Source organism: Idiomarina sp. D18 (genome assembly GCF_057748155.1).
Map to the genome: position 1 here is coordinate 1,385,980 of NZ_CM173240.1, position 22,877 is coordinate 1,408,856.

22 protein-coding genes and 1 tRNA gene are annotated in these 22,877 nt (G+C 46.8%); 4 read left to right on the forward strand and 19 right to left on the reverse strand.

What is annotated here, in order from left to right; all coding sequences use genetic code 11:
• Nucleotides 1-91: 91 nt before the first annotated feature.
• Nucleotides 92-364, reverse strand: a complete 273-nt coding sequence (locus AC3AP5_RS06685) for an FAD assembly factor SdhE (protein WP_006956082.1) — start codon at nt 362-364, stop codon at nt 92-94.
• A gap of 74 nt (nt 365-438) precedes the next feature.
• Here AC3AP5_RS06685 and ygfZ point away from each other — a divergent pair, with 74 nt between their 5' ends.
• Both ygfZ and AC3AP5_RS06695 read left to right on the forward strand, forming a co-directional pair.
• Complete coding sequence (gene ygfZ, locus AC3AP5_RS06690; RefSeq protein ID WP_287831540.1) at nt 439-1,338, forward strand: CAF17-like 4Fe-4S cluster assembly/insertion protein YgfZ; 900 nt, start codon at nt 439-441, stop codon at nt 1,336-1,338.
• A 5-nt stretch (nt 1,339-1,343) separates the two neighbouring features.
• The gene (locus AC3AP5_RS06695) at nt 1,344-1,826 is read left to right on the forward strand and encodes an FKBP-type peptidyl-prolyl cis-trans isomerase (protein WP_006956084.1); all 483 of its coding nucleotides are present in this window, start codon (nt 1,344-1,346) and stop codon (nt 1,824-1,826) included.
• Between the two features lie 38 nt (nt 1,827-1,864).
• On the opposite strand, the gene AC3AP5_RS06700 is transcribed toward AC3AP5_RS06695, so the two are convergent.
• From AC3AP5_RS06700 to AC3AP5_RS06730, 7 genes are all read right to left on the reverse strand, one after another.
• Nucleotides 1,865-2,347 carry a methylated-DNA--[protein]-cysteine S-methyltransferase gene (locus AC3AP5_RS06700; protein WP_287831537.1) on the reverse strand — a complete coding sequence of 161 codons (483 nt, stop codon included), beginning with the start codon at nt 2,345-2,347 and terminating at the stop codon, nt 1,865-1,867.
• Between the two features lie 132 nt (nt 2,348-2,479).
• Nucleotides 2,480-3,991: a lysine--tRNA ligase gene (lysS, locus tag AC3AP5_RS06705; protein ID WP_006956086.1), complete on the reverse strand. Its 1,512-nt coding sequence runs from the start codon at nt 3,989-3,991 to the stop codon at nt 2,480-2,482.
• A gap of 46 nt (nt 3,992-4,037) precedes the next feature.
• Nucleotides 4,038-5,136, reverse strand: a protein-coding gene (gene prfB / locus AC3AP5_RS06710) for a peptide chain release factor 2 (RefSeq protein WP_116287553.1) whose coding sequence is annotated in 2 segments (ribosomal slippage) — nt 4,038-5,060 and nt 5,062-5,136 — 1,098 coding nt in all. Because the reading frame shifts where the segments join, the coding sequence is not laid out codon by codon here.
• A 40-nt stretch (nt 5,137-5,176) separates the two neighbouring features.
• Nucleotides 5,177-6,889 (reverse strand): single-stranded-DNA-specific exonuclease RecJ, encoded by a 1,713-nt coding sequence (gene recJ, locus AC3AP5_RS06715; protein WP_487326350.1) that lies wholly within the window; start codon nt 6,887-6,889, stop codon nt 5,177-5,179.
• Nucleotides 6,886-7,608, reverse strand: a complete 723-nt coding sequence (locus AC3AP5_RS06720) for a thioredoxin fold domain-containing protein (RefSeq protein WP_272977445.1) — start codon at nt 7,606-7,608, stop codon at nt 6,886-6,888. Before AC3AP5_RS06720 ends, recJ begins: the two co-directional genes overlap by 4 nt.
• An 11-nt stretch (nt 7,609-7,619) precedes the next feature.
• Nucleotides 7,620-8,519 (reverse strand): site-specific tyrosine recombinase XerD, encoded by a 900-nt coding sequence (gene xerD, locus AC3AP5_RS06725; protein WP_487326351.1) that lies wholly within the window; start codon nt 8,517-8,519, stop codon nt 7,620-7,622.
• A gap of 36 nt (nt 8,520-8,555) precedes the next feature.
• The gene (locus AC3AP5_RS06730; RefSeq protein ID WP_487326352.1) at nt 8,556-9,038 is read right to left on the reverse strand and encodes a VC2046/SO_2500 family protein; all 483 of its coding nucleotides are present in this window, start codon (nt 9,036-9,038) and stop codon (nt 8,556-8,558) included.
• 116 nt (nt 9,039-9,154) lie between these two features.
• Between AC3AP5_RS06730 and AC3AP5_RS06735 the strand changes: the two genes are divergently transcribed.
• Nucleotides 9,155-9,239, forward strand: a tRNA-Tyr gene (locus AC3AP5_RS06735).
• A 10-nt stretch (nt 9,240-9,249) separates the two neighbouring features.
• On the opposite strand, the gene AC3AP5_RS06740 is transcribed toward AC3AP5_RS06735, so the two are convergent.
• A complete protein-coding gene (locus AC3AP5_RS06740; RefSeq protein WP_487326353.1) occupies nt 9,250-10,212 on the reverse strand; it encodes an NAD(P)H-quinone oxidoreductase in 963 nt (320 codons plus the stop codon).
• Between the two features lie 105 nt (nt 10,213-10,317).
• Here AC3AP5_RS06740 and AC3AP5_RS06745 point away from each other — a divergent pair, with 105 nt between their 5' ends.
• The gene (locus AC3AP5_RS06745; protein WP_487326354.1) at nt 10,318-11,964 is read left to right on the forward strand and encodes a response regulator; all 1,647 of its coding nucleotides are present in this window, start codon (nt 10,318-10,320) and stop codon (nt 11,962-11,964) included.
• Here AC3AP5_RS06745 and AC3AP5_RS06750 read toward each other — a convergent pair.
• The 10 genes from AC3AP5_RS06750 to ispC form a co-directional block, all read right to left on the reverse strand.
• Entirely contained in the window at nt 11,961-12,788 is an 828-nt protein-coding gene (locus AC3AP5_RS06750; RefSeq protein ID WP_006956094.1) for a pirin family protein, read from the reverse strand. The genes AC3AP5_RS06745 and AC3AP5_RS06750 overlap by 4 nt on opposite strands.
• Before the next feature lie 10 nt (nt 12,789-12,798).
• Complete coding sequence (locus tag AC3AP5_RS06755; RefSeq protein WP_272977449.1) at nt 12,799-13,719, reverse strand: glutathione S-transferase family protein; 921 nt, start codon at nt 13,717-13,719, stop codon at nt 12,799-12,801.
• A 75-nt stretch (nt 13,720-13,794) separates the two neighbouring features.
• Nucleotides 13,795-14,949, reverse strand: coding sequence for a lipid-A-disaccharide synthase (lpxB, locus tag AC3AP5_RS06760; RefSeq protein WP_272977450.1), 1,155 nt, complete (start codon nt 14,947-14,949; stop codon nt 13,795-13,797).
• On the reverse strand, nt 14,949-15,716 hold the full coding sequence (gene lpxA / locus AC3AP5_RS06765) for an acyl-ACP--UDP-N-acetylglucosamine O-acyltransferase (protein WP_006956097.1): 768 nt from the start codon (nt 15,714-15,716) through the stop codon (nt 14,949-14,951). Before lpxA ends, lpxB begins: the two co-directional genes overlap by 1 nt.
• Nucleotides 15,716-16,174, reverse strand: coding sequence for a 3-hydroxyacyl-ACP dehydratase FabZ (gene fabZ, locus AC3AP5_RS06770; protein WP_006956098.1), 459 nt, complete (start codon nt 16,172-16,174; stop codon nt 15,716-15,718). The genes lpxA and fabZ overlap by 1 nt, the downstream gene beginning before the upstream one ends.
• Nucleotides 16,175-16,183: 9 nt before the next feature.
• Nucleotides 16,184-17,212, reverse strand: a complete 1,029-nt coding sequence (gene lpxD, locus AC3AP5_RS06775; protein ID WP_272977451.1) for a UDP-3-O-(3-hydroxymyristoyl)glucosamine N-acyltransferase — start codon at nt 17,210-17,212, stop codon at nt 16,184-16,186.
• A gap of 3 nt (nt 17,213-17,215) precedes the next feature.
• Nucleotides 17,216-17,737 carry an OmpH/Skp family outer membrane protein gene (locus AC3AP5_RS06780; protein ID WP_272977452.1) on the reverse strand — a complete coding sequence of 174 codons (522 nt, stop codon included), beginning with the start codon at nt 17,735-17,737 and terminating at the stop codon, nt 17,216-17,218.
• Between the two features lie 74 nt (nt 17,738-17,811).
• Complete coding sequence (gene bamA / locus AC3AP5_RS06785) at nt 17,812-20,298, reverse strand: outer membrane protein assembly factor BamA (protein ID WP_348671172.1); 2,487 nt, start codon at nt 20,296-20,298, stop codon at nt 17,812-17,814.
• Nucleotides 20,299-20,328: 30 nt separating this feature from the next.
• On the reverse strand, nt 20,329-21,684 hold the full coding sequence (gene rseP / locus AC3AP5_RS06790) for a sigma E protease regulator RseP (protein ID WP_006955313.1): 1,356 nt from the start codon (nt 21,682-21,684) through the stop codon (nt 20,329-20,331).
• Nucleotides 21,677-22,876 (reverse strand): 1-deoxy-D-xylulose-5-phosphate reductoisomerase, encoded by a 1,200-nt coding sequence (gene ispC / locus AC3AP5_RS06795; RefSeq protein ID WP_487326355.1) that lies wholly within the window; start codon nt 22,874-22,876, stop codon nt 21,677-21,679. Before ispC ends, rseP begins: the two co-directional genes overlap by 8 nt.
• Nucleotide 22,877 lies beyond the last annotated feature (1 nt).

Sequence of the window (22,877 nt, forward strand, 5' to 3'; positions counted from 1 at the left end):
CCCGCCCACAACTGACCATCGACCCACCATTGTAAGCTATCTTCGCTGACCGAAAGCAGCCTGTTTTCAGACTGCAGATGAAGCATAACCGTTAAACTTTTACGCGCGCCAACATCAGGTCGACCATGTGCTGAAGTTCAGCATCAGGACATTTTTTATGACCCATAAACCAAGCGAACAAGTCTGGGTCGTCACACGTTACAAGGCGGCGGAAAATCGCTTTGTCTTCCTCGCTTAAGTGGTCATACGCTTCATCGACAAAGGGTTCAAACAACACATCCAACTCGAGCATTCCGCGACGACAAGCCCATTTAAGCCGTCGTTTGTCTTTTAATGCTTCCTCAGATTGTTTTAGTGTGAACATTTTTACTCCCAACCTTGAATTCAATTTCAATAGCCTCATATTAGCATGACATGGCAATGAAAGGAGCCTTTTAAATGAGCAAAGTCATGTCAGAACTCACTTCTACTGACCAAACGTTACTGTGTCCGTTAGCGAGCTATGGACTCCTTTCGGTAACTGGAGACGATGCGCGCAGCTTTTTGCAGGGACAACTGACGGCTAACGTTAATGCACTCAAACCGGGTGATCTGTGTTATTCGGCCCACTGTGAACCGACCGGCAAAACGTTGAGCGTATTCTGGCTCTACTGCCACAGCGATAATGAGTTTTGGCTGATATTAAAACATTCAGCTATCGCACCCTCATTGGCACAGTTTGAAAAGTATGGCGTGTTTAATAAAGTCACTTTTGAAGATAAATCGTCAGACCTTAATTTGATCGGTTTAGTGGGTTCAAGCGAGACATTTGAACTTCCCAATGAGGCCGATCTTATTGCAAAACTTAAGGTTGGAAGCGAGCCAAATCAGTTCGTGCTAGTATATAAATCAGAAATCGAATCAAATTCTGACGAAAAGTTATGGGATGCCCTTGAAATAGAGCGAGTGCGTCCTCAACTTATAAGTGAACTTACGCAACAATTCGTACCCCAGATGTTGAATGTACACGCGTGGGACGGAATTGATTTTAAGAAAGGTTGTTATATCGGCCAAGAGACTGTTGCCCGAATGCGTTACTTGGGTAAACAAAAACGCGCACTATTTCGTGTAAGTGGTACTGCACACGTCCCCTTTGAGGTGGGCGCGCAGGTTGAGCGGAAAGTGGGCGAAAATTGGCGTCGAGGAGGTACGATAATTATGGCAGTGAATCGTACCGACACCCAAGTAGATGGTTTAGTGGTATTACCGATCGATATTGAGATCGATACCCCACTCCGTTTGCAAGGTGACGACGATGGTCTCTTGGAAATACACACACTGCCGTATCAATTAGGTTAACTATTATGAGCGAAGCAATTGCCCCGAATAAAGTGGTCGCCATCCATTACACTGTTAAGACAGCTGAAGGTCAAACATTGGATCAGTCTAAGGAAGGCAATCCACTGAGCTTTATCCATGGCCGAGGCATGCTGATCCCTGGTTTAGAAAATGCATTGGAAGGTAAAGAAGTCGGCGAGAAATTTACCGCCGAAATCGGTCCTGAAGAAGCATACGGCGAACGTCACGAAGGTTTGATCCAAACAGTTCCACGTAACTTGTTTGGCGAAAACGATGTTCAACCCGGTATGCAGTTCCGTGCAAGCACCGACCAAGGCGACCAATCAGTCATCATCGTCGAAGTTAATGACGACGAAGTGACTGTCGATGGTAACCACCCATTAGCAGGTGTAAACTTGAACTTTGACGTTGAAGTTGTCGAAGTACGTGACGCAACTGAGCAAGAGCTTGAGCACGGTCACGTTCACGCAGATGGTGAAGACCACTAATCACTCGATGATTAATGGTTTATTGAATTGAGGGGCGATTATTCGCCCCTTAATTTTTGCTCTCGATTAATGAGTGCTCGCTTTCGATGCACTCCCGCCGAAAAACCTTTTAGTTCACCTTTTATGCCTATCACACGGTGACAGGGAATGACGATAATAAATGGATTTCTCGCAACCGCATTAGCAACAGCGCGTACGCTTTTAGGTCGTCCAATACGCTGAGCAATACACTGATACGATAATGTGTCGCCTGGTTTTATTTGTGTAAGTGTCGAAAGCACTTGCTGTTGAAATTCTGTCGTTTTTACTCTTAAAGGCAGGCTAAATTTCTGACGCGCGCCAGCAAAGTACTCTTCAAGTTGCGCTTGTGTTTGCACCAACACAGGATGCTTATGGTTGACAACCGAATGGCTTAAATCTGGCATATTCTTTTGATCTTTATAATAAAGACCGGTCAGATGTGCCTCATTCGCCATAGCCACCATGTGCCCAAGCGGTGTGTCAAACTCTAAGTGGTACATTCAATCTCCAAAGCATAACGTTTAATAAAATTGAATAGTAAAGAACGTTTCCTTGTCTCTTTTTTCTAATTTATTAAATGGTAGACCAAAAAAAAGCCACCCGGCAAGGGTGGCTGTTAGATTATTTTGGACTTAATCTGCTTTAGGACGCATATGAGGGAATAAGAGTACGTCTCGGATGGTCGATGAATCTGTCAACAACATCACTAAACGGTCAATACCGATACCCTCACCCGCGGTTGGCGGCATGCCGTGTTCAAGCGCTGTGACATAGTCTTCATCATAGAACATTGCTTCATCATCGCCCGCCTCTTTAGCTTCCACTTGATCGCGGAAGCGTTGCGCTTGGTCTTCTGCATCATTCAGCTCCGAGAAGCCATTGGCTAACTCGCGTCCACCCGCAAAAAACTCAAAGCGATCGGTCACAAATGGATTCTCGTCATTACGACGTGCCAAAGGTGACACCTCTGCTGGATACGCCGTGATGAATGTAGGCTGAATCAAACGATGTTCAGCAACGGTTTCGAAAATCTCAATCTGGATCTTTCCTAGACCCCAAGCCGAATTGACATCCACACCGACTTGCTCTGCGATAGCGGTCGCCTGTTCGCGGTCGTTGAGCTGCTCCTCGGTAACTTCAGGCATATATTTAATAATCGCCTCTAACACCGTCATGCGCTCGAAGCGCTGGCCGAAGTCATAAGTCACGCCACCACTTTCAAATGTGGTTGAACCCAATACATCTTGAGCGATACCCCGTAGCATATCTTCCGTCATATCCATCAAATCGAAATAGTCTGCGTAGCCCCAGTAAAACTCCAACATGGTGAACTCAGGGTTGTGACGAGTCGATAATCCCTCATTACGGAAGTTGCGGTTTATTTCAAATACTTTTTCGAAACCACCGACGACGAGACGTTTGAGGTAAAGCTCTGGAGCGATTCTTAGGAATAGCTCCATATCTAACGCGTTATGATGAGTTGAAAATGGACGCGCAGCAGCTCCGCCTGGAATGGTTTGCATCATTGGCGTCTCAACTTCAAGGAATTGATGTTCGTTAAGGTAGCGACGAATGTAATCAATGACGCGCGAACGCACTAAAAACGTGTTACGAGACTCCTCATTGGTAATCAAGTCAAGGTAACGTTGACGATAACGTGTTTCTTGATCCGCCAAACCGTGAAACTTATCTGGTAGAGGACGCAGCGCCTTGGTCAATAAACGCACGTCGTCGACTAACACACTCAGTTCGCCTGTCCCGGTTTTGAACAATACGCCACTGGCGCCAATGATGTCGCCTAAGTCCCACTTTTTGAATTCGCTGTTATAAAAACCCTCTGGCAAGTTATCACGGGCTACGTATAGCTGAATTTTTCCCGACATATCTTGAATCGTCGCAAAACTCGCTTTACCCATGATACGACGGGTCATCATTCGACCCGCGACTTTAACGCGAACGCCCTGTTGCTCAAGCGACTCTTTGTCCGCCTCGTCATACTCAGCGTGAAGATCCTTTGCCAGTGAATCACGGCGAAAGTCATTTGGAAAGGCAACGCCCTTCTCGCGTAACGCCGCTAACTTCGCTTTTCGTTGCGCGATTTGTTCGTTTACATCAACTTCTGGCGTTTGCGACTTATCTGTCATAATCTTGCTTCCTCTTCGAATACGTTTCTATCGCGACTTAACTTGGCTACAGACCGCTTTTTAAGCTGGCCTCGATAAATGGATCGAGCGCACCATCTAACACCGCCTGTGTGTTTCTGTTCTCGATGCCGGTACGCAAATCTTTGATGCGCGCATCATCGAGCACATACGAACGAATTTGACTGCCCCAGCCGATATCCGCTTTTGAATCTTCCAGCGCCTGTTTATCTTCGTTCTGCTTTTGAATCTCTAACTCATACAATTTCGCTTTTAATTGCTTCATCGCAGAGTCTTTATTTTTATGTTGCGAGCGATCGCTTTGACATTGCACCACAATCCCTGTGGGTTCATGGGTTATTCGCACCGCGGAATCCGTCCGGTTAACGTGCTGTCCACCCGCACCAGAAGCGCGGTAGGTATCAATGCGTAAATCTGACGGATTAATTTCTATTTCAATATCATCGTCGACTTCAGGATAAATGAATACCGATGCAAATGATGTGTGGCGTCGGTTGCCGGAATCAAAGGGCGATTTACGCACTAACCGGTGTACGCCTGTTTCGGTACGCAACCAACCGTATGCATATTCGCCTGCAATACGCACTGTCGCCGATTTAATACCCGCAACCTCACCTTCAGAAAGCTCGGTAATCTCTGTTTTGAATTCATGCGCTTCAGCCCAGCGCAAATACATGCGTAATAGCATGTTTGCCCAGTCTTGGGCTTCCGTCCCCCCAGAGCCTGACTGAATATCCACGTAGCAATCTGATGAGTCATTGTCGCGTGAAAACATGCGACGAAATTCGAGCGCCTCTAGCTGAGTCAATAACTCTTTTAACTCTTGTTCAGCCTCATCAAAGGTGGTTTCATCCTCTGCTTCCACAGCTAAGTCGACTAAACCCTCGATATCCTCTAACCCTTGTTCTAAGTTATCGAGTGTTTCAATCACTTGCTCAAGTGCAGCGCGCTCTTTACCCAAACTTTGGGCTTTGGGCGGATCATCCCACACTTCAGGTTGTTCAAGTTCTCGGGTAACTTCTTCTAAACGCTCCTTTTTATGAGCGTAGTCAAAGATACCCCCTAAGTGCCTCACTACGTGAGCGCATCTCTTTAATGGCGTTGTAAGTGGCGTTTGTCTCAAACATCACATGACCCTTAGTTGTTTAATTGGCATAAACGGGTATTTTACCGCAAAGCGCGCAGTTGCTCCACCAACAACTGCACTGAAGTACGTCCGCGAAAATGATTCAGTTGTGGTTTATAGACAAGTTCGACCCACTGACACTGATGATTGGGCCACTGCTCAATATCGCAATAAAACGATATGGCATCGAAAATACCGCCTTCGGGGCTTTGAACGACGAGCTTGAGATGCTTTTCCCCCACGATACGCTGCTGCAGTATCCGAAACTCGCCATCAAAAATAGGTTCTGGAAACTTTTGTCCCCAAGGCCCAAAACGTTCGAGTTGCTGAATAAATTCAACCGTTAATTGTTTATCGGATAACTGACCATCGGACCAGATAACGGGTTGTACAACCTCATCAGTCAGCCAATCAGCTGCCGCTTGCGACACTGCGCTTTGAAAGGTGTTTAGTTGTGCTTCGGCTAAAGACAGTCCAGCGGCCATCGCATGACCGCCAAAACGTTCAATTACATCGGGATATTGAGTGTCCACACGCTCAAGCAGGTCGCGAATATGTACACCATCAATTGAGCGCGCGGAGCCTTTTAAATGGGTATCACTTTCTTTAGCAAACACGATTACCGGACGATGGGTTCGCTCCTTTACACGCCCTGCGACGATACCAATTACCCCGCTATGCCATTGTTCGTTATAGAGCACAATGACATTCGGCAGCTGACCTTGATTATCGAGCTGAAGCTGACTCACAATGGACTCAGCCTCAGCTTTCATGTCCGCCTCAATTTCCCGTCGCTGTTTATTCAAGTCACATAATGTTTGAGCAAGCTGTTGCGCACGCTCAGACGGCGCCAGCAAACATTCGATACCCAGGCTGATATCATCAAGGCGCCCCGCGGCATTTATACGAGGCCCTATGGCAAATCCCAAGTCACTCGCTTGTAACTTTGCAATATCGCGACCACTTTGCTCAATTAATGCGCGTATGCCGGCGCGACACTGACCTGCTTTAATACGATTGAGGCCTTGCTGAACCAAAATACGGTTGTTTTTATCGAGCGGCACCACGTCGGCAACGGTACCTAAGGCCACCAAGTCAAGAAAGTCTGCTAAATTGGGTGTCTGCTCACCCGTTTCGCGCAATCGTGCGCGTAATGCCGCCAATAGATAAAATGCAACGCCGACACCGGCTAACGCTTTGCTCGGAAACTCACAGCCGGGTTGATTAGGATTGACTATCGCAGCCGCTGGCGGTAATGACGCAGGGGCTAAATGATGATCGGTAATGACTAACTTGATTCCTAATTCGGCGGCGCGTATTGCCGCATCATGTGCGGCAATACCATTATCGACCGTGAGTATCAGCCCCACCTGTTGCTCCGCTAACTGCTCAACAATCGCTGCTGAAAGGCCATACCCCTCAGTCATTCGATTCGGCACGCGATAAGTGACTTTGGTGAAACCTAACTGCGGTAGAGCGGACATCAATAATGCGGTACTGGTTGCACCATCCGCGTCAAAGTCACCACAGATGACAATCGCTTCATTGTGTTCACGTGCCTCTAGCATCGCTTCACATGCCGCGTCAATACCTCGCAACTGAGAAAAATGCGCCATACCCTGCAAACGAAGATCGAGTTGCTCGGGTCGAGTAACCCCTCGATGCGCTAAAATTTGTCGAATGATCGCAGGCCAGTCCGCTGGTAGCTGTTCGGCGAAGTGCTCCGGATAACGCTTAACTACTTTGAACGTCATAACTCGTTATCAGCTTTAATTTCATCAATGATTGCATCTGCTGTTCGCATTCCGGGCAACATACGACCGCTCGGTAAAACTACGGCGGGCGTTCCTGTTACACCCAGCATCTGTCCTAGCTGGTAGTGTTCAGCGACGGGATTATCGCATAAGGTAGTGGCGCGGATCGCTTGATCATTGAATAGTGATGACAACGCTTTGGCGCTATCTTTTGCACACCAAGCTTGCTGTAATTCCCGTCCGCCCTTCGAAGCTAGGCCACCCCGCGGAAATGCCAAATACTGAATAGTAATGCCTTTATCAAGATAACTTCCCAAGTTGTGATGCAATTTCCGACAATAGCCACAGGTTGTATCGGTAAAAATAGTAATGGCATACTGTTGCTTAGATGATGGATAAACAATCATTTCATCTTGGTGTTCAGCCACTTTTTCTTTTCGCAATGCCTTTAATGCCTGCTCAGTTTCATTCAACGGTGCGCCCTCACCCAACTGATACAGGTTTCCGACTAGCAAGTGTTCACCATCAGCGGTCATGTAAACGATTCCCTGATTAGTGGACAGCTCATACAGGCCATCAATGCCCGCTGGCTTTATAGTTGAGATCTCGACACCCAAACGTTCCAATTTACTCACGTCTGGCTGTTGCTCAGCCAGTGCATTGACCGACAAAAACAAGAACGACACCGCAACGGCGCTAAGACTAGGAAACAACTTCATATTGACCTCGATTATCCTCGTGGATGGAACGTTGCATGCATTTGCTGCAAGCGCTCTTTTGCTACTTGTGTATAAATTTGTGTTGTTGACAGATCGCTATGCCCCAGCAACATTTGCAGTACCCTTAAGTCAGCGCCATGATTAAGCAAGTGAGTAGCAAACGCATGACGCAGTGTATGAGGCGACAAATGGCTATTGATCTGCGCCTGTTCGGCATAAGTTCGGATCCGATACCAAAAAGCTTGCCGCGTTAACAACGTCCCTCGCTGAGTAATAAACACCCAAGCCGACTGACGCTCGCTGAGGACTGGACGACCCGATTTCATATACCGCGATAGCCATTCGATAGCTTCCTCACCCAACGGCACTAACCGTTCTTTATCACCTTTACCGACAACGCGCACCAAGCCTTGTGCCAATGAGACTTGGTCATATTGTAACCGGACCAGTTCCGTTACTCGCAAACCGGTTGCGTACAATACTTCGAGCATCGCTCTATCACGCAAACCAATGGGCGTATCGACATCAGGTGCATCTAATAGGGACAACACATCGGATTCAGTCAGTGAGTGAGGTACTGCGGGGCTCATTTTAGGACGTTTAAGCTTAGCGATCGGATCGGTGGCAAACCAGCCCGACTTTATGGCGTATGGCGTCAGCTTTTTCATAGCACTCAAAAATCGTGATGTACTCCGCGGTGACAGACCCTGAGAACGACGCCAAAGCAAATAATCTTGCACGACCGCAGATGTTAACTGATGAAGACCCAATCTGTGTTGTGCCAAAAACTCGCAAAACTTCTTTAAGTCACTGCGGTAAGCTGCTTGCGTATTTTCACTCACACCGTGAGCAAGCCATAAATGCTCAACAAATTGCTCAATACGTTCTGCATCTTGTGGATGAATTTTCATGCCCATTCTTGTACTGACAACTGGAAAGATGTCAGCTTACATGAGCGGTTGCTGATCTTCTATACCCATCGACTGCAAAACATCGTACAAACGAGATGGGTTGGAGCGTCGCTGCGGCTGTGGCTTGACGAGCTTGCTACGTTGACGACGCTGTCTCGTTTGCCAATCCAAGTTTGCAATGAGCTCCAATGGTAGACGATTGGGCGACGCGTCTAAGACAAGAGGTTGCGGATTCAAGGCATCAACAAGGCGCTGCTGGGTCAGCTCAGACGCATCGTTATAAACGCCAGCCGGCAATTTATAATGACCGCCAGCATCCAGTGGGCGTGGTCGTGCAGCACCAATCCTTCGTTGCCAGTTCGGCTCGGGTGGTGTCATCCCTTCAACGGCAGGCCTATCACTCAGTGCCGATACCCAGTAAGCAAAAGTCGCGGCAAAACCGTCATTGATTGCTTCGTTGGCAAACGACTCTGCTGTTTTAACAAAGGAATCCAATTGTGGTTCTCGTACCACTTGCATTGCTAACTCCGCTGACTGACATATCAGTCATATCGGCAAAGTACGAGAAACAATGAGTTTTTTTAGTTTACCCTTTACAACAGAGTTCAGGTTGCTATCATACGCGCTCTTCTGATGGAGGGGTTCCCGAGCGGTCAAAGGGATCAGACTGTAAATCTGACGGCTCAGCCTTCGCAGGTTCGAATCCTGCCCCCTCCACCACTTCTTCTTATTAAGCGTTCATATCCAATACTATTTTTCCAAACGTTCGATTTTCGCGCATGTAGTCCATCGCTTCATTCACATCCGTTGCGGGCACCACTTGATCAATCATAGACATAACCCGACGCGCATTGAATGCGTCTCCAAATTCCGCCCACAATTCACTCAAAATGGCCCCCTTGCGTTCAGCGGAGAGTGCCCGGAGCGTTGAGCCGATGATACGTTGTCGCTTGATTAGCATTCGTCCAAAGTCGACCTGACCCTCACGTCCCCCCATTAAACCGATTAGCACGATGCGACCTTCGGTATTTAAAAAGCGTTGGTCTCGGGCAATAGAGTCACCGCCGATGGGATTCAATATCACGTCAATGCCTTCTCTCTCTATAGCGTTCCAGTCTCGCTCATGATGTCGATTTATCGACAAACTCGCGCCCAACTTTTGGCAAAAAGTTTGCTTTTCGTCAGTTCCTACCACCGCGACCGTACTAATTCCTTTCTCTTTGCATAATTGAAGTAGGGATGTGCCAACTCCTCCCGCTGCCGCATGCACCAGCACTCGCTCTGACGGTTTAACACGCGCCAATTGAAAAACATTGAGATATGCGGTCGCGAAAGTTTCCAACCAACCTGCTCCTTGCGCTTTCGACCACCCTTGAGGTAGCGGGAGTACTTGTTGTTGATCAACAATGACGTGCTGAGCATAACCCCCAGCGGCAAGCAAAGCGCAGACATCGTCCCCCACTGCAAAAGTATCCACTTGATCGCCAACAGCGATAATCTGACCACAACACTCGAGCCCGGGAATGTCTGACGCTCCCGGCGGAGGTGGATAGGCTCCTGCGACCTGCATTAGATCAGCGCGATTGATACCTGCATGACTAATTTCAATTTTTACTTGGTGAGCACTGAGTTCCTTTGATAGCTCCGCTTCATTCCACTCAATTTGCCCTTCTTTAATGGATGCTACTCTCATAATTTACTTATTTCCCTTTAAATTGCGCGTTAAACCGAGTAGAGACTTAACATAATTTATGTTTGACAGTATGCTGTCATTAATTCATCTATTAGTGTCTACGGTATGAGCGAAGTACTGGATTTATCGGAAAAACGTGTCCTAATCATTGAGGATCAAAAAGCCTTTCAAGTCATGTTGAAGGGGCTTTTGATTAATCTCGGTGCAAAAGAAGTCGACGCTAAACGAACCGGTGAAGCGGGCATTGCAGCCTATGCGCGTCGGCCCTACGACATTATGTTGGTTGACTACAATCTAGGCCGAGGAAAAAACGGTCGCCAAGTGCTCGAGGAGTTACGGCAGCGCGGTATGCTTAAGCCTGAAACGCTATTTTTTATCATCACTGGCGACAACACGCGACCAATGGTACTCAGTGCACTTGAGCTTCAGCCCGACGACTATCTGACAAAACCGTTTTCACACCGCGTTCTACATGCGCGTTTATTAAGAGCTTATAAACGCAGAATGTGGCTAAGAGATGTATTCAAAACATTGTTTAATAAAGACTATCAGCAGTGTATTACCGCTTGTCAAAAACATATCGACGCACAAAGTCGCTATGCCAACTACTGTCAAAAATTACAAATTGAACTGTTTAATAAAACAGGTCAACTTGAGGCCGCTGATGCCGCGATTGCCCGTTTATTGGAAGAAGGTGGTCAGAGTTGGGCAAGTTTAAAGCTGGCTGAAACGCGTTTACTTCAGCAACGCCCTGATGATGCACTCGAACTGTTAAATATTGTTATTAAAAAAATGCCGAATGCGATTGAAGCGCACGATCTGAGAACGCGCTGTCACCTCAGCAAGGCGGCGCTCGATGATGCCCTCGATAGTGCCCGCATGGCCATTTCTATGGCGCCGTTCTCGATCGAGCGGCAGACTCTACTAGCACGCATCGCACGTGATTCAGAGAATTACGAAATAGCCAAGCAAGCGATGAACAATGTACTGCAAATCGCCCGTACTTCGGTTCATCGTAACGTGCAACATCTGTGCAATTATCTACGTTCCATCTTAGATGCCGCCGAGCATGCGGAAACGCGCCAGCAAGTAGCGAAATATCAAACTGAAGCGACCATGGAATTGCAGCGTGCGCGCTACGATGAAAACCTCGTTTATTCAGATATCGCTTTTGAAACGATCGAGTCCGTATTACTGTCACGCATCGACGCTTTCAACGGACGCTTACGCGAAGCTCAAGACAGACTTAACCAAATTTTTGGTGTTGATTTAGCAGCAGGCCACTCGTTGCCTGAGGAAGTAAGCTTCGATATCGTCGCTATTTTGATGGATTTAGGTGAATTTGAAAAAGCGGGTGACATTATGAAGCAGTATCAACAGCTGTTCTCCGTTGATGAATACACTGACCGTCTGTTAAAAGATCGAGTAAAACGATCTGAACAACGTCGCAGTCAATTCCGACAGCTACATGAACGCGGCATCAAAGAATATGAAGAGCGCTTTTATAAGGAAGCACTCAACAGTTTCCGAGAAGCACTAAAAGTAGCTCCTCTCAACAGCGGCGCCGCTCTTAACTTTATACAGGCTGCTGTTCGATATTGTGCCGAAGCAAACTCGAATAAAGAAATTGGCTTCTTGAAAAAAGAATGCCTCTCATGTTTACGTACGCTACAAGGTTTAACGTTAACGGATTCACATGCCGCTCGTTACGAGCAGCTGATTAAACAAACTGCTCGTTTTAACCTTAGCTAAGCCTCAGTCAGCCTTCCCTGTTGGTAATCACGAATAGCTTGCTCTATCTCCTGTGTCGTATTCATGACAAAGGGACCATATTGGCTGATAGGTTCACCTATTGCATCTCCCAACAACAACATAACGCCGGAGCCTTGCTCCCCATGAATAATACTGGTGTTCAATGGGCCGTCGAAGACCACAAGCTCGCCTCGTTCAACTTGCTCACCGTCAAGCGTAATCGAGCCTTGATACACATATAGCAATTGCGTTGTGTAGGCCATGATATCCAGTTTTTCGCTGCTGGCTTCAGAAAAACGTAAGTCAGCAACTAAAAAACGCTGTTCAGGTAAATTTACCGGTCCTTCTTGCTCGCCATAACGACCCGCGATCAATCGCAACATACTTTGCTGAAGATGAACTTCTGGAATGACATCTGCTTTGTAGTCGAACCATTCGGGCGCATCCATCTTAAATTTGGCAGGTAGGTTTATCCATAATTGAAACCCCCACATAAGACCTTCTGTTTGCTTGGGCATTTCAGCATGGATAATTCCTCGAGCCGCTTTCATCCACTGCACACCTCCCGCTCCAACAAGCCCTTTGTTGCCGACCGAGTCTTCATGAGCCATTTCACCCGCCAGCATATAAGTTAACGTACAAAAACCACGGTGAGGGTGTGGTGGAAAACCAGCAATATAATCATCGGGATCGTCTGAGCGAAATTCGTCCAGCATTAAAAACGGGTCCTGATGTTTAAAGCCAGGCTGATTGATAATGCGAGATAGCTTAACACCCGCTCCGTCTTGCGCCGCTATCCCCTTAACGCGTTTTAATACACCCATGACCCACTCCTTAGAATGATAACTCAGGACCCACTGGTATAATCTGAGTGGGATTAATCGTTTTATGGCTGCCATAATAATGGCGCTTAATATGATCCATTACCACCGTTTCTGAAACGCCCGGGTAGTGAAACAAACGGCTCAAATAGTCACGCATCCGTGGATAATCACTGATGCGGTATTTATTAGCTTTGAAGTGGCCAAAATAGACGGCATCAAAACGTACTAGCGTGGTAAACAATCGCCAATCTGCTTCGGTGAGTTGGTCGCCGACTAAGTAATCACGTCCGTCTAGGCGCTCTTCAACCCATTCTAAGGCGTCAAATAACGCTTTGAATGCCTCTTCATACGCACGCTGTTCGGTCGCAAAGCCACATTTATAAACACCGTTATTTATACCGTGATAAACGCGTTCATTGACTTCATCAATTTCCTGTTGCAGATGGTCGGGATAAAAATCGAGCTCATTTCCGGTTAAATCATTAAACGCGGAGTTAAAGATACGTATGATCTCTGCCGACTCATTATTTACGATAGTTTCCTGTTGCTTATCCCATAACACAGGCACAGTGACACGGCCGGAGTAGTTCGGATCAGCTTTCAGATATAATTGGTACAGAAAGTCCGACTGATAGAGCGGATCGTTAAGCGGAGCAGCTGAAAACTCCCACCCATTTTCTAGCATCAAAGGATGAACAACTGAGACATCAATATGTTGCTCAAGTCCTTTAAGTTTTCTAAAAATTAGAGCTCTATGAGCCCAAGGGCATGCGTAGGATACAAACAGATGATAGCGACCCGACTCTGGCAAGAAAGGGCCCCCCTGCTCGATACTGTTACGAAACTGTGACTCACTTCTAACGAAACGTCCGCCATGCTTTTTGGTGTCGTACCACTTATCATGCCACTCGCCATCAACTAACAAACCCATTATTGATCTCCTATTTATCAACTACAGTGATAATAGAACATATTTTTTAGGATTATTAGCGCAGATTTTCCGTGATTACATTCGATTTTCTAGAAGATCTGAAATCACATTCGCCGCCACATCGCTCGCTGACTGATCGAGTTGTTGATGGATACGGTCAAACTCGGCGACTAGCGCTTGGTTGTTTTCATCGATTAACTGTTCCATGTGTGCGACGATCCGTTCAACCGTTGCATCACTTTGCGCCAACTCTGGAACGATAGCCCGATTCGCAAGTAGGTTGGGTAAAGAGAAGAAAGGCGCATGAAAAAGCCGTTTAATAATTTGATAAGAAAGCCAAGCAAAACGATAAGCAACGACCATCGGACGCTTGATTAATAACGCCTCTAGCGCCACCGTTCCTGATGTGAGCAGTAGGTAATCGCACGCCCCCATTACTTCTCTACTATGTCCGAGACACACTTCGACATCGGTCTGCATGTCATTATCTTCTAGCAGAGCAGTAAACTCATCCGCACGCGCCTGATTGACCATTGGAGCAATAAACTTTAACTCGGGATGGGTCTTTTTTAGTGCCTTACAGACCTGTAAAAATGTCGGCGCCATACGCGCTAACTCGCCTTTGCGACTCCCCGGTAGTAAGCCCACATATTGACCTAACTCGGGGTACCCCAGTTGTCGTCTTGCGGCGGCTTTATTCGTTTCTCGGGGAATAGCATCAGCCAACGGATGTCCAACAAAGGTCGCGGACAATCCATGCTCATCATAGAACTGCTTTTCAAACGGAAGCAGGCACAACACGTGATCAACAGCCTTTTTAATCCCTTTAATCCGACCTTCTCGCCACGCCCAAACCGATGGACTGACATAATGAACGGTTTTAATACCTACGTCTTTGAGTCTTTTTTCAATCGTAAGGTTAAAATCTGGGGAATCAATTCCAATAAAAATATCTGGCTGTTGCTGACGTAAAAACGTGACGAGTTGCTTACGATGCTTTAATAACTTAGGTAAGTGCCGAAGGACTTCAGCCACGCCCATGATAGATAGGTCCTCCATGGGAAAAAAAGAGCGAAGCCCCTCACTTTCCATAAGAGGCCCCCCAACACCCACGAATTCAATATTTGCATAGCGTGATTTTAACGCCGCCATGAGACCCGCACCCAAAATATCTCCTGAGTGCTCACCTGCGACCAAAGCAACTTTCACGGACATCACTGGTTTATCCATTAGGGGCGAATAATGCCTCTTTGAGAGCGCTTAACGAATTCAATAAACTCGTCGAGTTTCGGCTCTTCAAGTGCACTAATTTGCTCTAACGCCTCGTCTACCGTTAAACTCGAGCGATATAACAATTTATAAGCGCGACGAATATTACGGATTTCATGCTCACTAAATTGCCGGCGCTTTAATCCCTCTGAATTAATTGTACGAGGACGCGCATTATGTCCTTGTGCCATAATAAAGGGTGGAATATCTTGTACAACGATTGAGTTAACGGCTGCAAACGCGTGCGAGCCAATATGGCAAAACTGGTGTACCCCTGTTAAGCCACCCAGAATGACTTGATCGCCAACGTGAACGTGACCTGCTAACGTCACTAAATTGGCAAAAATGTTGTCATTACCAATGATGCAGTCGTGCGCCACATGGACATACGCCATAAACAGGTTTCGATCACCAATACGGGTGATACCCTCATCTTGAACTGTGCCACGATGAATTGTCACTGATTCTCGGATAACGTTATCGTCGCCAATCACTAGTTGTGTCGGCTCGCCAGCGTATTTTTTATCTTGGCAGTCCTCACCCACGCTGGCAAACTGATAAATCGTATTTCGTGCACCAATTTTCGTAGGGCCTTTAATCACCACATGCGATCGAATGTCGCAATCATCACCTATTTCTACGTCAGGACCAATGAATGTCCACGGCCCGACAGAGACATTAGCGCCGAGTTTAGCAGACGAATCTATAATTGCCGTTTCGTGGATCACTAGACTTCCCTTCTCGCGCAAATGATGTCTGCACACGCGGCCAATTCACCTTCAACTTCAGCGCGGCCTGAAAACTTCCAAATACCACGACGCTCTTTTTCAAACGTTACGTGAAAGTGAATCGTATCGCCGGGAATAACTTGCCGTTTAAAACGCGCATTATCGATACCAGCAAACAAGTATAAATCGTTTGCAGTCGATTTTTGCTCAGTGATGCGGAATCCTAGCAGTCCCGCTGCTTGCGCTAAGCCTTCAAGTAATAAGACCCCTGGAAAAATTGGATTACCCGGAAAATGGCCGTTAAACATCGGCTCATTGAAACTCACATTTTTAATTGCATGAATCTCTTTCTCGCAATCACAAGAAATTACACGATCAATCAATAAAAATGGATAGCGGTGTGGCAGTAAGTCGAGTACACCTTGAATATCAAATCCAGAGTCAGTGGCTTTCAACATCCTCTCCCTTTACTTAATTTTTTGCAGTTCTTGCTCGATACCTTTTACACGTTTGAAAAGGTCATCTAACTGACGATAACGCGCCCCGTTTCTGCGCCACTCGCGATGACTGGCTGCGGGGATACCCGAAGCATAAACGCCAGGTTCATTGATTTCTTTAATGACCATGGCAAAACCCATAATTTGCACATCATCACAAATACTGATGTGACCATTAATGGCTGATGCACCGCCGATCATACAACGTTTACCAATACGACAGCTTCCCGCCAATACGGTACAACCCGCGATGGCCGTATTTTCATCAATAAATACGTTGTGTGCAATTTGGCACTGGTTGTCAATAATACAGCCGTTACTTATCACTGTATCGTCTAACGCGCCTCTATCGACTGTGGTACTTGCCCCAATTTCTACATCGTTGCCGATGATCACACGGCCAATTTGAGGTATTTTTAGCCATTGACCATTTTCAGGTGCCCAACCAAATCCGTCTGCGCCAATCACTGCCCCCGAATGGACATTACATTGAGCGCCGATAACACAACGGTGGTAAATGTGCACACCTGACCAAATTCGAGTATTTTCCCCGATACTCACTTCAGGTCCGATGTGAGCATGCGACCCTATCGCCACATTATCACCAATCACTGCGCCCGCCTCAATCACAACGTACTCGCCTAAAGCAACATTGCTACCAAGCTTAGCTGTGGGATGTACGCGCGCAGTCTCGGCGACGCCCTCGGCTGGTGCCGGGGTAGTATCGAGGCGTTGAGCAATTTTGGCAAAAGCGGCATAGGGATTGTTGACTACGATGGCATTTATCGCAGGCGTGTCTTCTACATCTTTCGGTGAGAGTATAACTGCGCCCGCATGACTTGATTCAAGCTGGCTTTTGTAGCGACTGTTGGCCAAAAAAGCTATTTGCGTCGCAGACGCAGACTGCAACGTTCCTATGCCAGTAACAACAAGGTTCGCGTCGCCGCGAACCTCACCATCAACATACTCTGCTAACTGCTTTAAAGAGTATTCTGTCATTGATTAGTTACCTGAATTGCCGCTCATACGCTCAACAACTTTTGAAGACAAATCATTATCAGACTTCATGAACGCAACTGCGTTACTTTGCAATACCAAATCATAATCACCGGCTTCAGCAACGGCATTAATGGCATTCTGTACCTTGCCTAATAACTCATCCCGCTCTTCCGCTTGACGACGACGCGTATCTTCTTGTAACGCCTTGCTTTTTAACTGTGCCTCAGCAACGAGTTGCTCGAGTTCACGATTCAATTGCGTCTTTTCTTCCGCAGACATGACAGATGCGTCACGTTCTTGCTTCTGACGAAGCTCTTGGATTTTTTGCTCTAACTGACGCATTTCTTCAAAACGGTCCTGAAACTCAGTTTGCAATTGCTGTGAGATTTGCTCACGTTGTGGCAATTGTTGAAACACTTGCATCATGTCAACAACGCCAATTTTCTGTTGTGCGCTCGCCGCACCCGCAAACATTGCACTAGAAACAGCCAGCGCTGCAACGGTTGTTTTCACTAACTTTTTCAAAATTAACTCCTCAAAAAATTTGTTGTTCTTTTATTGCGAACCTATCGCCTTGAACGGTCTACATCGATACTTTATCAGAATGTCGTACCGATGTTGAACGAGAATATCTGAGTTTCGTCGCCTTCCACTTCTTTAAGCGCTCTACCTAGAGAGAAAGTGAGCGGTCCCATCGGCGAAATCCATTGCACAGATACACCGGCTGAAACACGGAAGTCACCTGGATCGCTGTAGTCGCTGAGTGGCTGACTCTGACCTATTAAATCTAAGCCTTTATACTTCTCATAGTCAAACTCAGTATCCCAAACGGTACCGACATCAACGAAAATACTTGTACGCACAGTGTTACGCATACTTTCATCAATAAACGGCGTTGGCACAATAAGTTCAACCCCTCCCACAACTTTGGCATTACCACCAACGGCATAACGACTCACGGTGATGGATTCAGCATCTGAACCTGCCGGATAACCGCCCGGCAAACCTGTCCAGTCTGGCGGCGTTGCGACTTGATCCGCATAACTATAAATAGCACGAGGACCTACCGTATTCGGCTCAAAGCCTCGCAAGTCGCCCTGTCCACCAACGCGGAAAGATTCCCAGAACGGCAGTAAGTAATCGTTGCCGGCGTCATCGGCACCATAACCATTACCATAACCGAGATTAAAACGTGTCAATAATGTCCATTGTTGATCATCAGATAATGGCCAATAATATTTAAAGTCATAGCCCACCTGGAAATATTGAATATCACTAAAGGGCGCAGACACTTCAAAAGATGCACGTTGAGATGAACCTGATGTAGGGAATGTACCGCGGTTAAGGGTGACTCGAGACCAGCCAACATTGAAGTCGTAGATATCAAAGCCAACGCCTGAATCAGGGCTCTCAGGGTTTAAAAACGCTTGATAAAACTTACGTATTTGCTCGTAACCATCGACGTTCGTCACCTCTTGGCGCTTGTAGCCAACACCAAAACTAAAGCTGTTGATTTCGTCAACCGGGAAACCAATCGTACTACCGACACCATAGGTGCGCTGATTGTACCGAATTAAGTTTTCTGCTCGTCCCGCATCGAATTCACTTAAAAACACCTGGCCCGACAAAGACACACCGTTGGTAGTAAAGTAAGGGTCGGTATACGAAACGCTGAAGTTCTTCTGGAAACGACTGGTCGATACATTGATACCTGCGCGATTACCCGTACCCAAAAAGTTACTTTGCTGAATACCGGCGTTGAGTTGCAGGCCTGAATAGTCACCGTAACCAATACCCGCCGTAAATGAACCTGAAGGTTGCTCTTTTACCTTATACGTGACATCCACTTGATCAGGTTGTCCTTCCACTTTTTCCGTCGAAGTCTCAACCGTTTCGAAAAAGCCGAGTCGCTCTAGGCGCACTTTACCTTGCTCGACCTTGTTATCTGATAGCCATGCACCTTCAAGCTGACGCATTTCACGACGCAAGACTTGGTCTTCGGTCGTTGAATTACCCTCAAACGCAATGCGACGAACGTAAACGCGATTACCTGGATTGACTGAGAACGTCAGTTTAACGGTTTTGTCTTCGTCATTACGCTCAGGAATCGCCTTTACTTCTGGGTAGGCATACCCATAGCCACCGAAGAAACGACCAACGAGGTCTTCAATATAAGTGACTTGAGCCGCATTATATAGCGTCCCCTCTTTAATCGTAGTTAAGCGATTAACGATGTCCTCATGACCTTTCAAATCACCAATTACATCAGTTTCGCTTACGTAATATTTCTCGCCCTCATTCACATTGACCGTGATGTAGACACCCGACTTATCAGGCGTGACAGAAACCTGTACCGATTCAACTTGGAACTGAAGATAGCCGCGATCGCGATAATAAGATTCGAGTGTTTCTAAGTCGCCACTTAATTGCTCTTTCTGGTAGCGTTTTTCGCCGATGATATTCCACCACGGTAATTTATCGCGCAACTCAAAAGTATCTAAAAGCAGTTCGTCTGGAAATGCCTTGTTACCGACAATGTTGATTTGTGCAATTTCAGCGGCATCGCCTTCTTCAAAGTTCATGCGAAGCTCGACACGATTACGCGGTAATTCAACCACCTCAAGGTCAACCTGAGCGTTATACTTACCGACACTTTGATAAAAGTCTTCTAACCCTTTCTCGATACCTGAGATCGTCGTTCGATCAAGCGGCTCTCCTTGAATAATGTTGTTATCTTGGAGGCTCTGCTCTAACTGCTCGTCCTTAATATCATTATTACCCTCGAAGGTAATTTCAGCAATTGTTGGACGCTCACTGACACGGAAAATCAACGTGTCATTGTCACGTACTGCTTCGATGTAATCGAAGTGAGTAGACGAATAGAGTGATTTGATCGCACTGCGAATTTGCAGCTCTGACACTTCATCACCCACTCGAACAGGAATATATGTCAACGCAGCACCGAGTGCCACACGTTGTAAACCTTTAACTTCGATATCTTGGACAACAAATTCATCTTGTGCTTGCGCTGCGGGCGAAACAGCCGCCGCAACCATGGCACTCACTAACAGCTTTTTAAACGTCATTATAACTAGCTACTTATTGTTGACTTTGAATTAGAATGCGAAGCGCATGATGTCATTACTTATGGCGATTATCATCAATGCAAAGACTAACGCACCACCAATCCGGTAACAGATGTCTTGAACTTTTTCTGACACCGGCTTCCCTCTCACCCATTCAGCAACGAAAAATGCTAAATGTCCCCCGTCAAGCATGGGTAAAGGCACCAGATTGATTATCCCTAAATTTACACTTAATAGCGCGAGAAAGCTGAGAAAATAAACAAATCCACTACTCGCGCTAACGCCAGCGCCTTCAGCAATACTCAAAGGGCCAGCGAGATTTTTTACGGACACATCGCCCGTGATTAGCTTTCCAATCATTTTGACGCTTACAACCATGAGTTCCCATGTCTGCTCAGCGCCTTTCATTAAACCACCGACAATACCATATTGATGGTTGAACACATAGCCCTCGGGCAACTCTCCTACCTCAGGGGCGATGCCTAGGTAACCTATGACATCAGAACCTCGTTCGCGTTCACCAGGAATAACAGTTATTTTTTGTTCGGCTCCTTGGCGCTCGATAGTCAAGGTCAAGGCAACTCCTGCGGACTCGGCGATAGTTCCAGTCAATTGTTGCCAGCTTTCTAGCGGCTGACCATTGAGCTCGGTCACTTTATCGCCCGCTTCTAGACCCGCTTGTTGCGCCGGAGAGTCATCAACAACCTGCGCTAATGTAGTGGAAACATTAGGTCGGTAAACTTGAATCCCCAAGCTACCAAAGGTTGTTTCCGTTTCAGGATCAAACTGCCACTGCGAAATATTTAAGGTTTTTTTCTGTATCGTGCCGTCGGGGCTACTTACGGTAATTGAGAGTTCATCGTTACCAATGGCACTCATCAAACCGAGTTGTACCTGCTGCCAATCGTATGCTTCTACGTTGTCGACTTTTACAATCTCACTGCCCTCTACAAAGTCTGCTTGTGCTGCAATAGACCCGGGCGCAACATCGCCTATAATGGGCTTAACCGTAGGGACCCCAATACCAAACATAAGCCATAGTACAGCGACGGCGAGAATGAAATTAGCAATCGGTCCAGCCGCCACAATGGCAAAGCGCTTATACACTGACTGGGCATTAAAGGATACATGTTTGTCTTGCTCACTGACCTCATCAACACGTTCATCGAGCATACGAACATAGCCACCTAGCGGAATAATACCGACTTGATAGCGCGTACCATCGCGTGCCACCCGTGACCATATCGCTTTACCGAACCCCACCGAATAGGTCAGTACCTTGACGCCACAGCGTCGAGCCACCCAAAAATGTCCGAACTCATGAAAAGCGACCAAAATACCTAAGGTCACTACAAACGAACCGGCGTACCATAACCAATCAAGCATAAACAACTTGCTCCACACGTCGTGATGCTGCACGTCGCGCTTGTGCATCAATAGCCATAAGTGCGTCTACCGAATCCACGTGCGCTGACACCAAGTTTTGCAATGCTGAGTCACACACTTCAGCAATATCAGTGAAGCGAATTTGTCCTTTCAAAAACGCTGCAACCGCCACCTCATTGGCAGCGTTTAAAGTGGTCGTTGCCGACTGTCCATGCCAACAACTATCTATCGCCAGTTTCAGACAAGGATAACGTGCAAAATCCACTGGCATAAAACTGAGTTCACCAAGCGTCATGAAATCGAGTCCCTTCACACCACTGCAAATTCGCTCAGGGAAACCTAATACATGAGCAATAGGCGTGCGCATGTCAGGCTCTCCCATCTGCGCCATCACTGAACCATCAACATATTGTACCATTGAGTGAATAACGCTCTGCGGATGTATTACAATATCAAGCTGTTCCCGACGACAATTGAATAGCCACCGTGCCTCAATGTATTCCAGACCCTTATTGAGCATGGTTGCAGAATCGACAGAAATTTTCTGTCCCATTGACCAATTGGGGTGATTGCAGGCCTGTTGAGGTGTTTGGTTAACAAGCTCATCGATAGGAGTATGTCGAAAGGGCCCGCCCGACCCCGTTAGCAGCAGTTTATCAATGCCATGATTATTCAGTTGCATGTAGCCGACTTGCTGTTGTGCGCTATCCGGTAAACATTGAAATATTGCATTATGCTCTGAATCAACAGGAAGAATTTGAGCGCCACTTTCACGCGCGGCATTAATAAATAACTCACCGCTCACCACTAACGCTTCTTTATTAGCGAGCAAAACACGTTTACCGCAATTGATAGCCGCTAGTGTCGGTGCCAGGCCAGCAGCACCTACTATCGCTGCCATAATGACATCGACTTCTGCACACGCACTGACGTCAGATAATGCACTCACACCACCTAATACTTCGGTCCGCGTATCCATCGGCAATTGTGCACGCAGTTGTGATGCTGCGTGTTCGTCCACCATCACGGCATACTGAGGTTGATAACGGCACACGATATCGAGCATGGCACTCACGTTACCATGAGCTGTGACGGCAAATAGTGAATAAGTATCAGGGTGACGAGCAACGACATCTAACGTATTCTGGCCAATAGAACCCGTCGCGCCTAAGATGGTAATCGATTGACTCATA

Coding starts and splice junctions, on each gene's coding strand:
- AC3AP5_RS06685 (WP_006956082.1), bottom strand. CDS start 364: ATGTTCACACTAAAACAATCTGAGGAAGCATTAAAAGACAAACGACGG.
- ygfZ (WP_287831540.1), top strand. CDS start 439: ATGAGCAAAGTCATGTCAGAACTCACTTCTACTGACCAAACGTTACTG.
- AC3AP5_RS06695 (WP_006956084.1), top strand. CDS start 1,344: ATGAGCGAAGCAATTGCCCCGAATAAAGTGGTCGCCATCCATTACACT.
- AC3AP5_RS06700 (WP_287831537.1), bottom strand. CDS start 2,347: ATGTACCACTTAGAGTTTGACACACCGCTTGGGCACATGGTGGCTATG.
- lysS (WP_006956086.1), bottom strand. CDS start 3,991: ATGACAGATAAGTCGCAAACGCCAGAAGTTGATGTAAACGAACAAATC.
- recJ (WP_487326350.1), bottom strand. CDS start 6,889: ATGACGTTCAAAGTAGTTAAGCGTTATCCGGAGCACTTCGCCGAACAG.
- AC3AP5_RS06720 (WP_272977445.1), bottom strand. CDS start 7,608: ATGAAGTTGTTTCCTAGTCTTAGCGCCGTTGCGGTGTCGTTCTTGTTT.
- xerD (WP_487326351.1), bottom strand. CDS start 8,519: ATGAAAATTCATCCACAAGATGCAGAACGTATTGAGCAATTTGTTGAG.
- AC3AP5_RS06730 (WP_487326352.1), bottom strand. CDS start 9,038: ATGCAAGTGGTACGAGAACCACAATTGGATTCCTTTGTTAAAACAGCA.
- AC3AP5_RS06740 (WP_487326353.1), bottom strand. CDS start 10,212: ATGAGAGTAGCATCCATTAAAGAAGGGCAAATTGAGTGGAATGAAGCG.
- AC3AP5_RS06745 (WP_487326354.1), top strand. CDS start 10,318: ATGAGCGAAGTACTGGATTTATCGGAAAAACGTGTCCTAATCATTGAG.
- AC3AP5_RS06750 (WP_006956094.1), bottom strand. CDS start 12,788: ATGGGTGTATTAAAACGCGTTAAGGGGATAGCGGCGCAAGACGGAGCG.
- AC3AP5_RS06755 (WP_272977449.1), bottom strand. CDS start 13,719: ATGGGTTTGTTAGTTGATGGCGAGTGGCATGATAAGTGGTACGACACC.
- lpxB (WP_272977450.1), bottom strand. CDS start 14,949: ATGGATAAACCAGTGATGTCCGTGAAAGTTGCTTTGGTCGCAGGTGAG.
- fabZ (WP_006956098.1), bottom strand. CDS start 16,174: ATGTTGAAAGCCACTGACTCTGGATTTGATATTCAAGGTGTACTCGAC.
- lpxD (WP_272977451.1), bottom strand. CDS start 17,212: ATGACAGAATACTCTTTAAAGCAGTTAGCAGAGTATGTTGATGGTGAG.
- bamA (WP_348671172.1), bottom strand. CDS start 20,298: ATGACGTTTAAAAAGCTGTTAGTGAGTGCCATGGTTGCGGCGGCTGTT.
- rseP (WP_006955313.1), bottom strand. CDS start 21,684: ATGCTTGATTGGTTATGGTACGCCGGTTCGTTTGTAGTGACCTTAGGT.
- ispC (WP_487326355.1), bottom strand. CDS start 22,876: ATGAGTCAATCGATTACCATCTTAGGCGCGACGGGTTCTATTGGCCAG.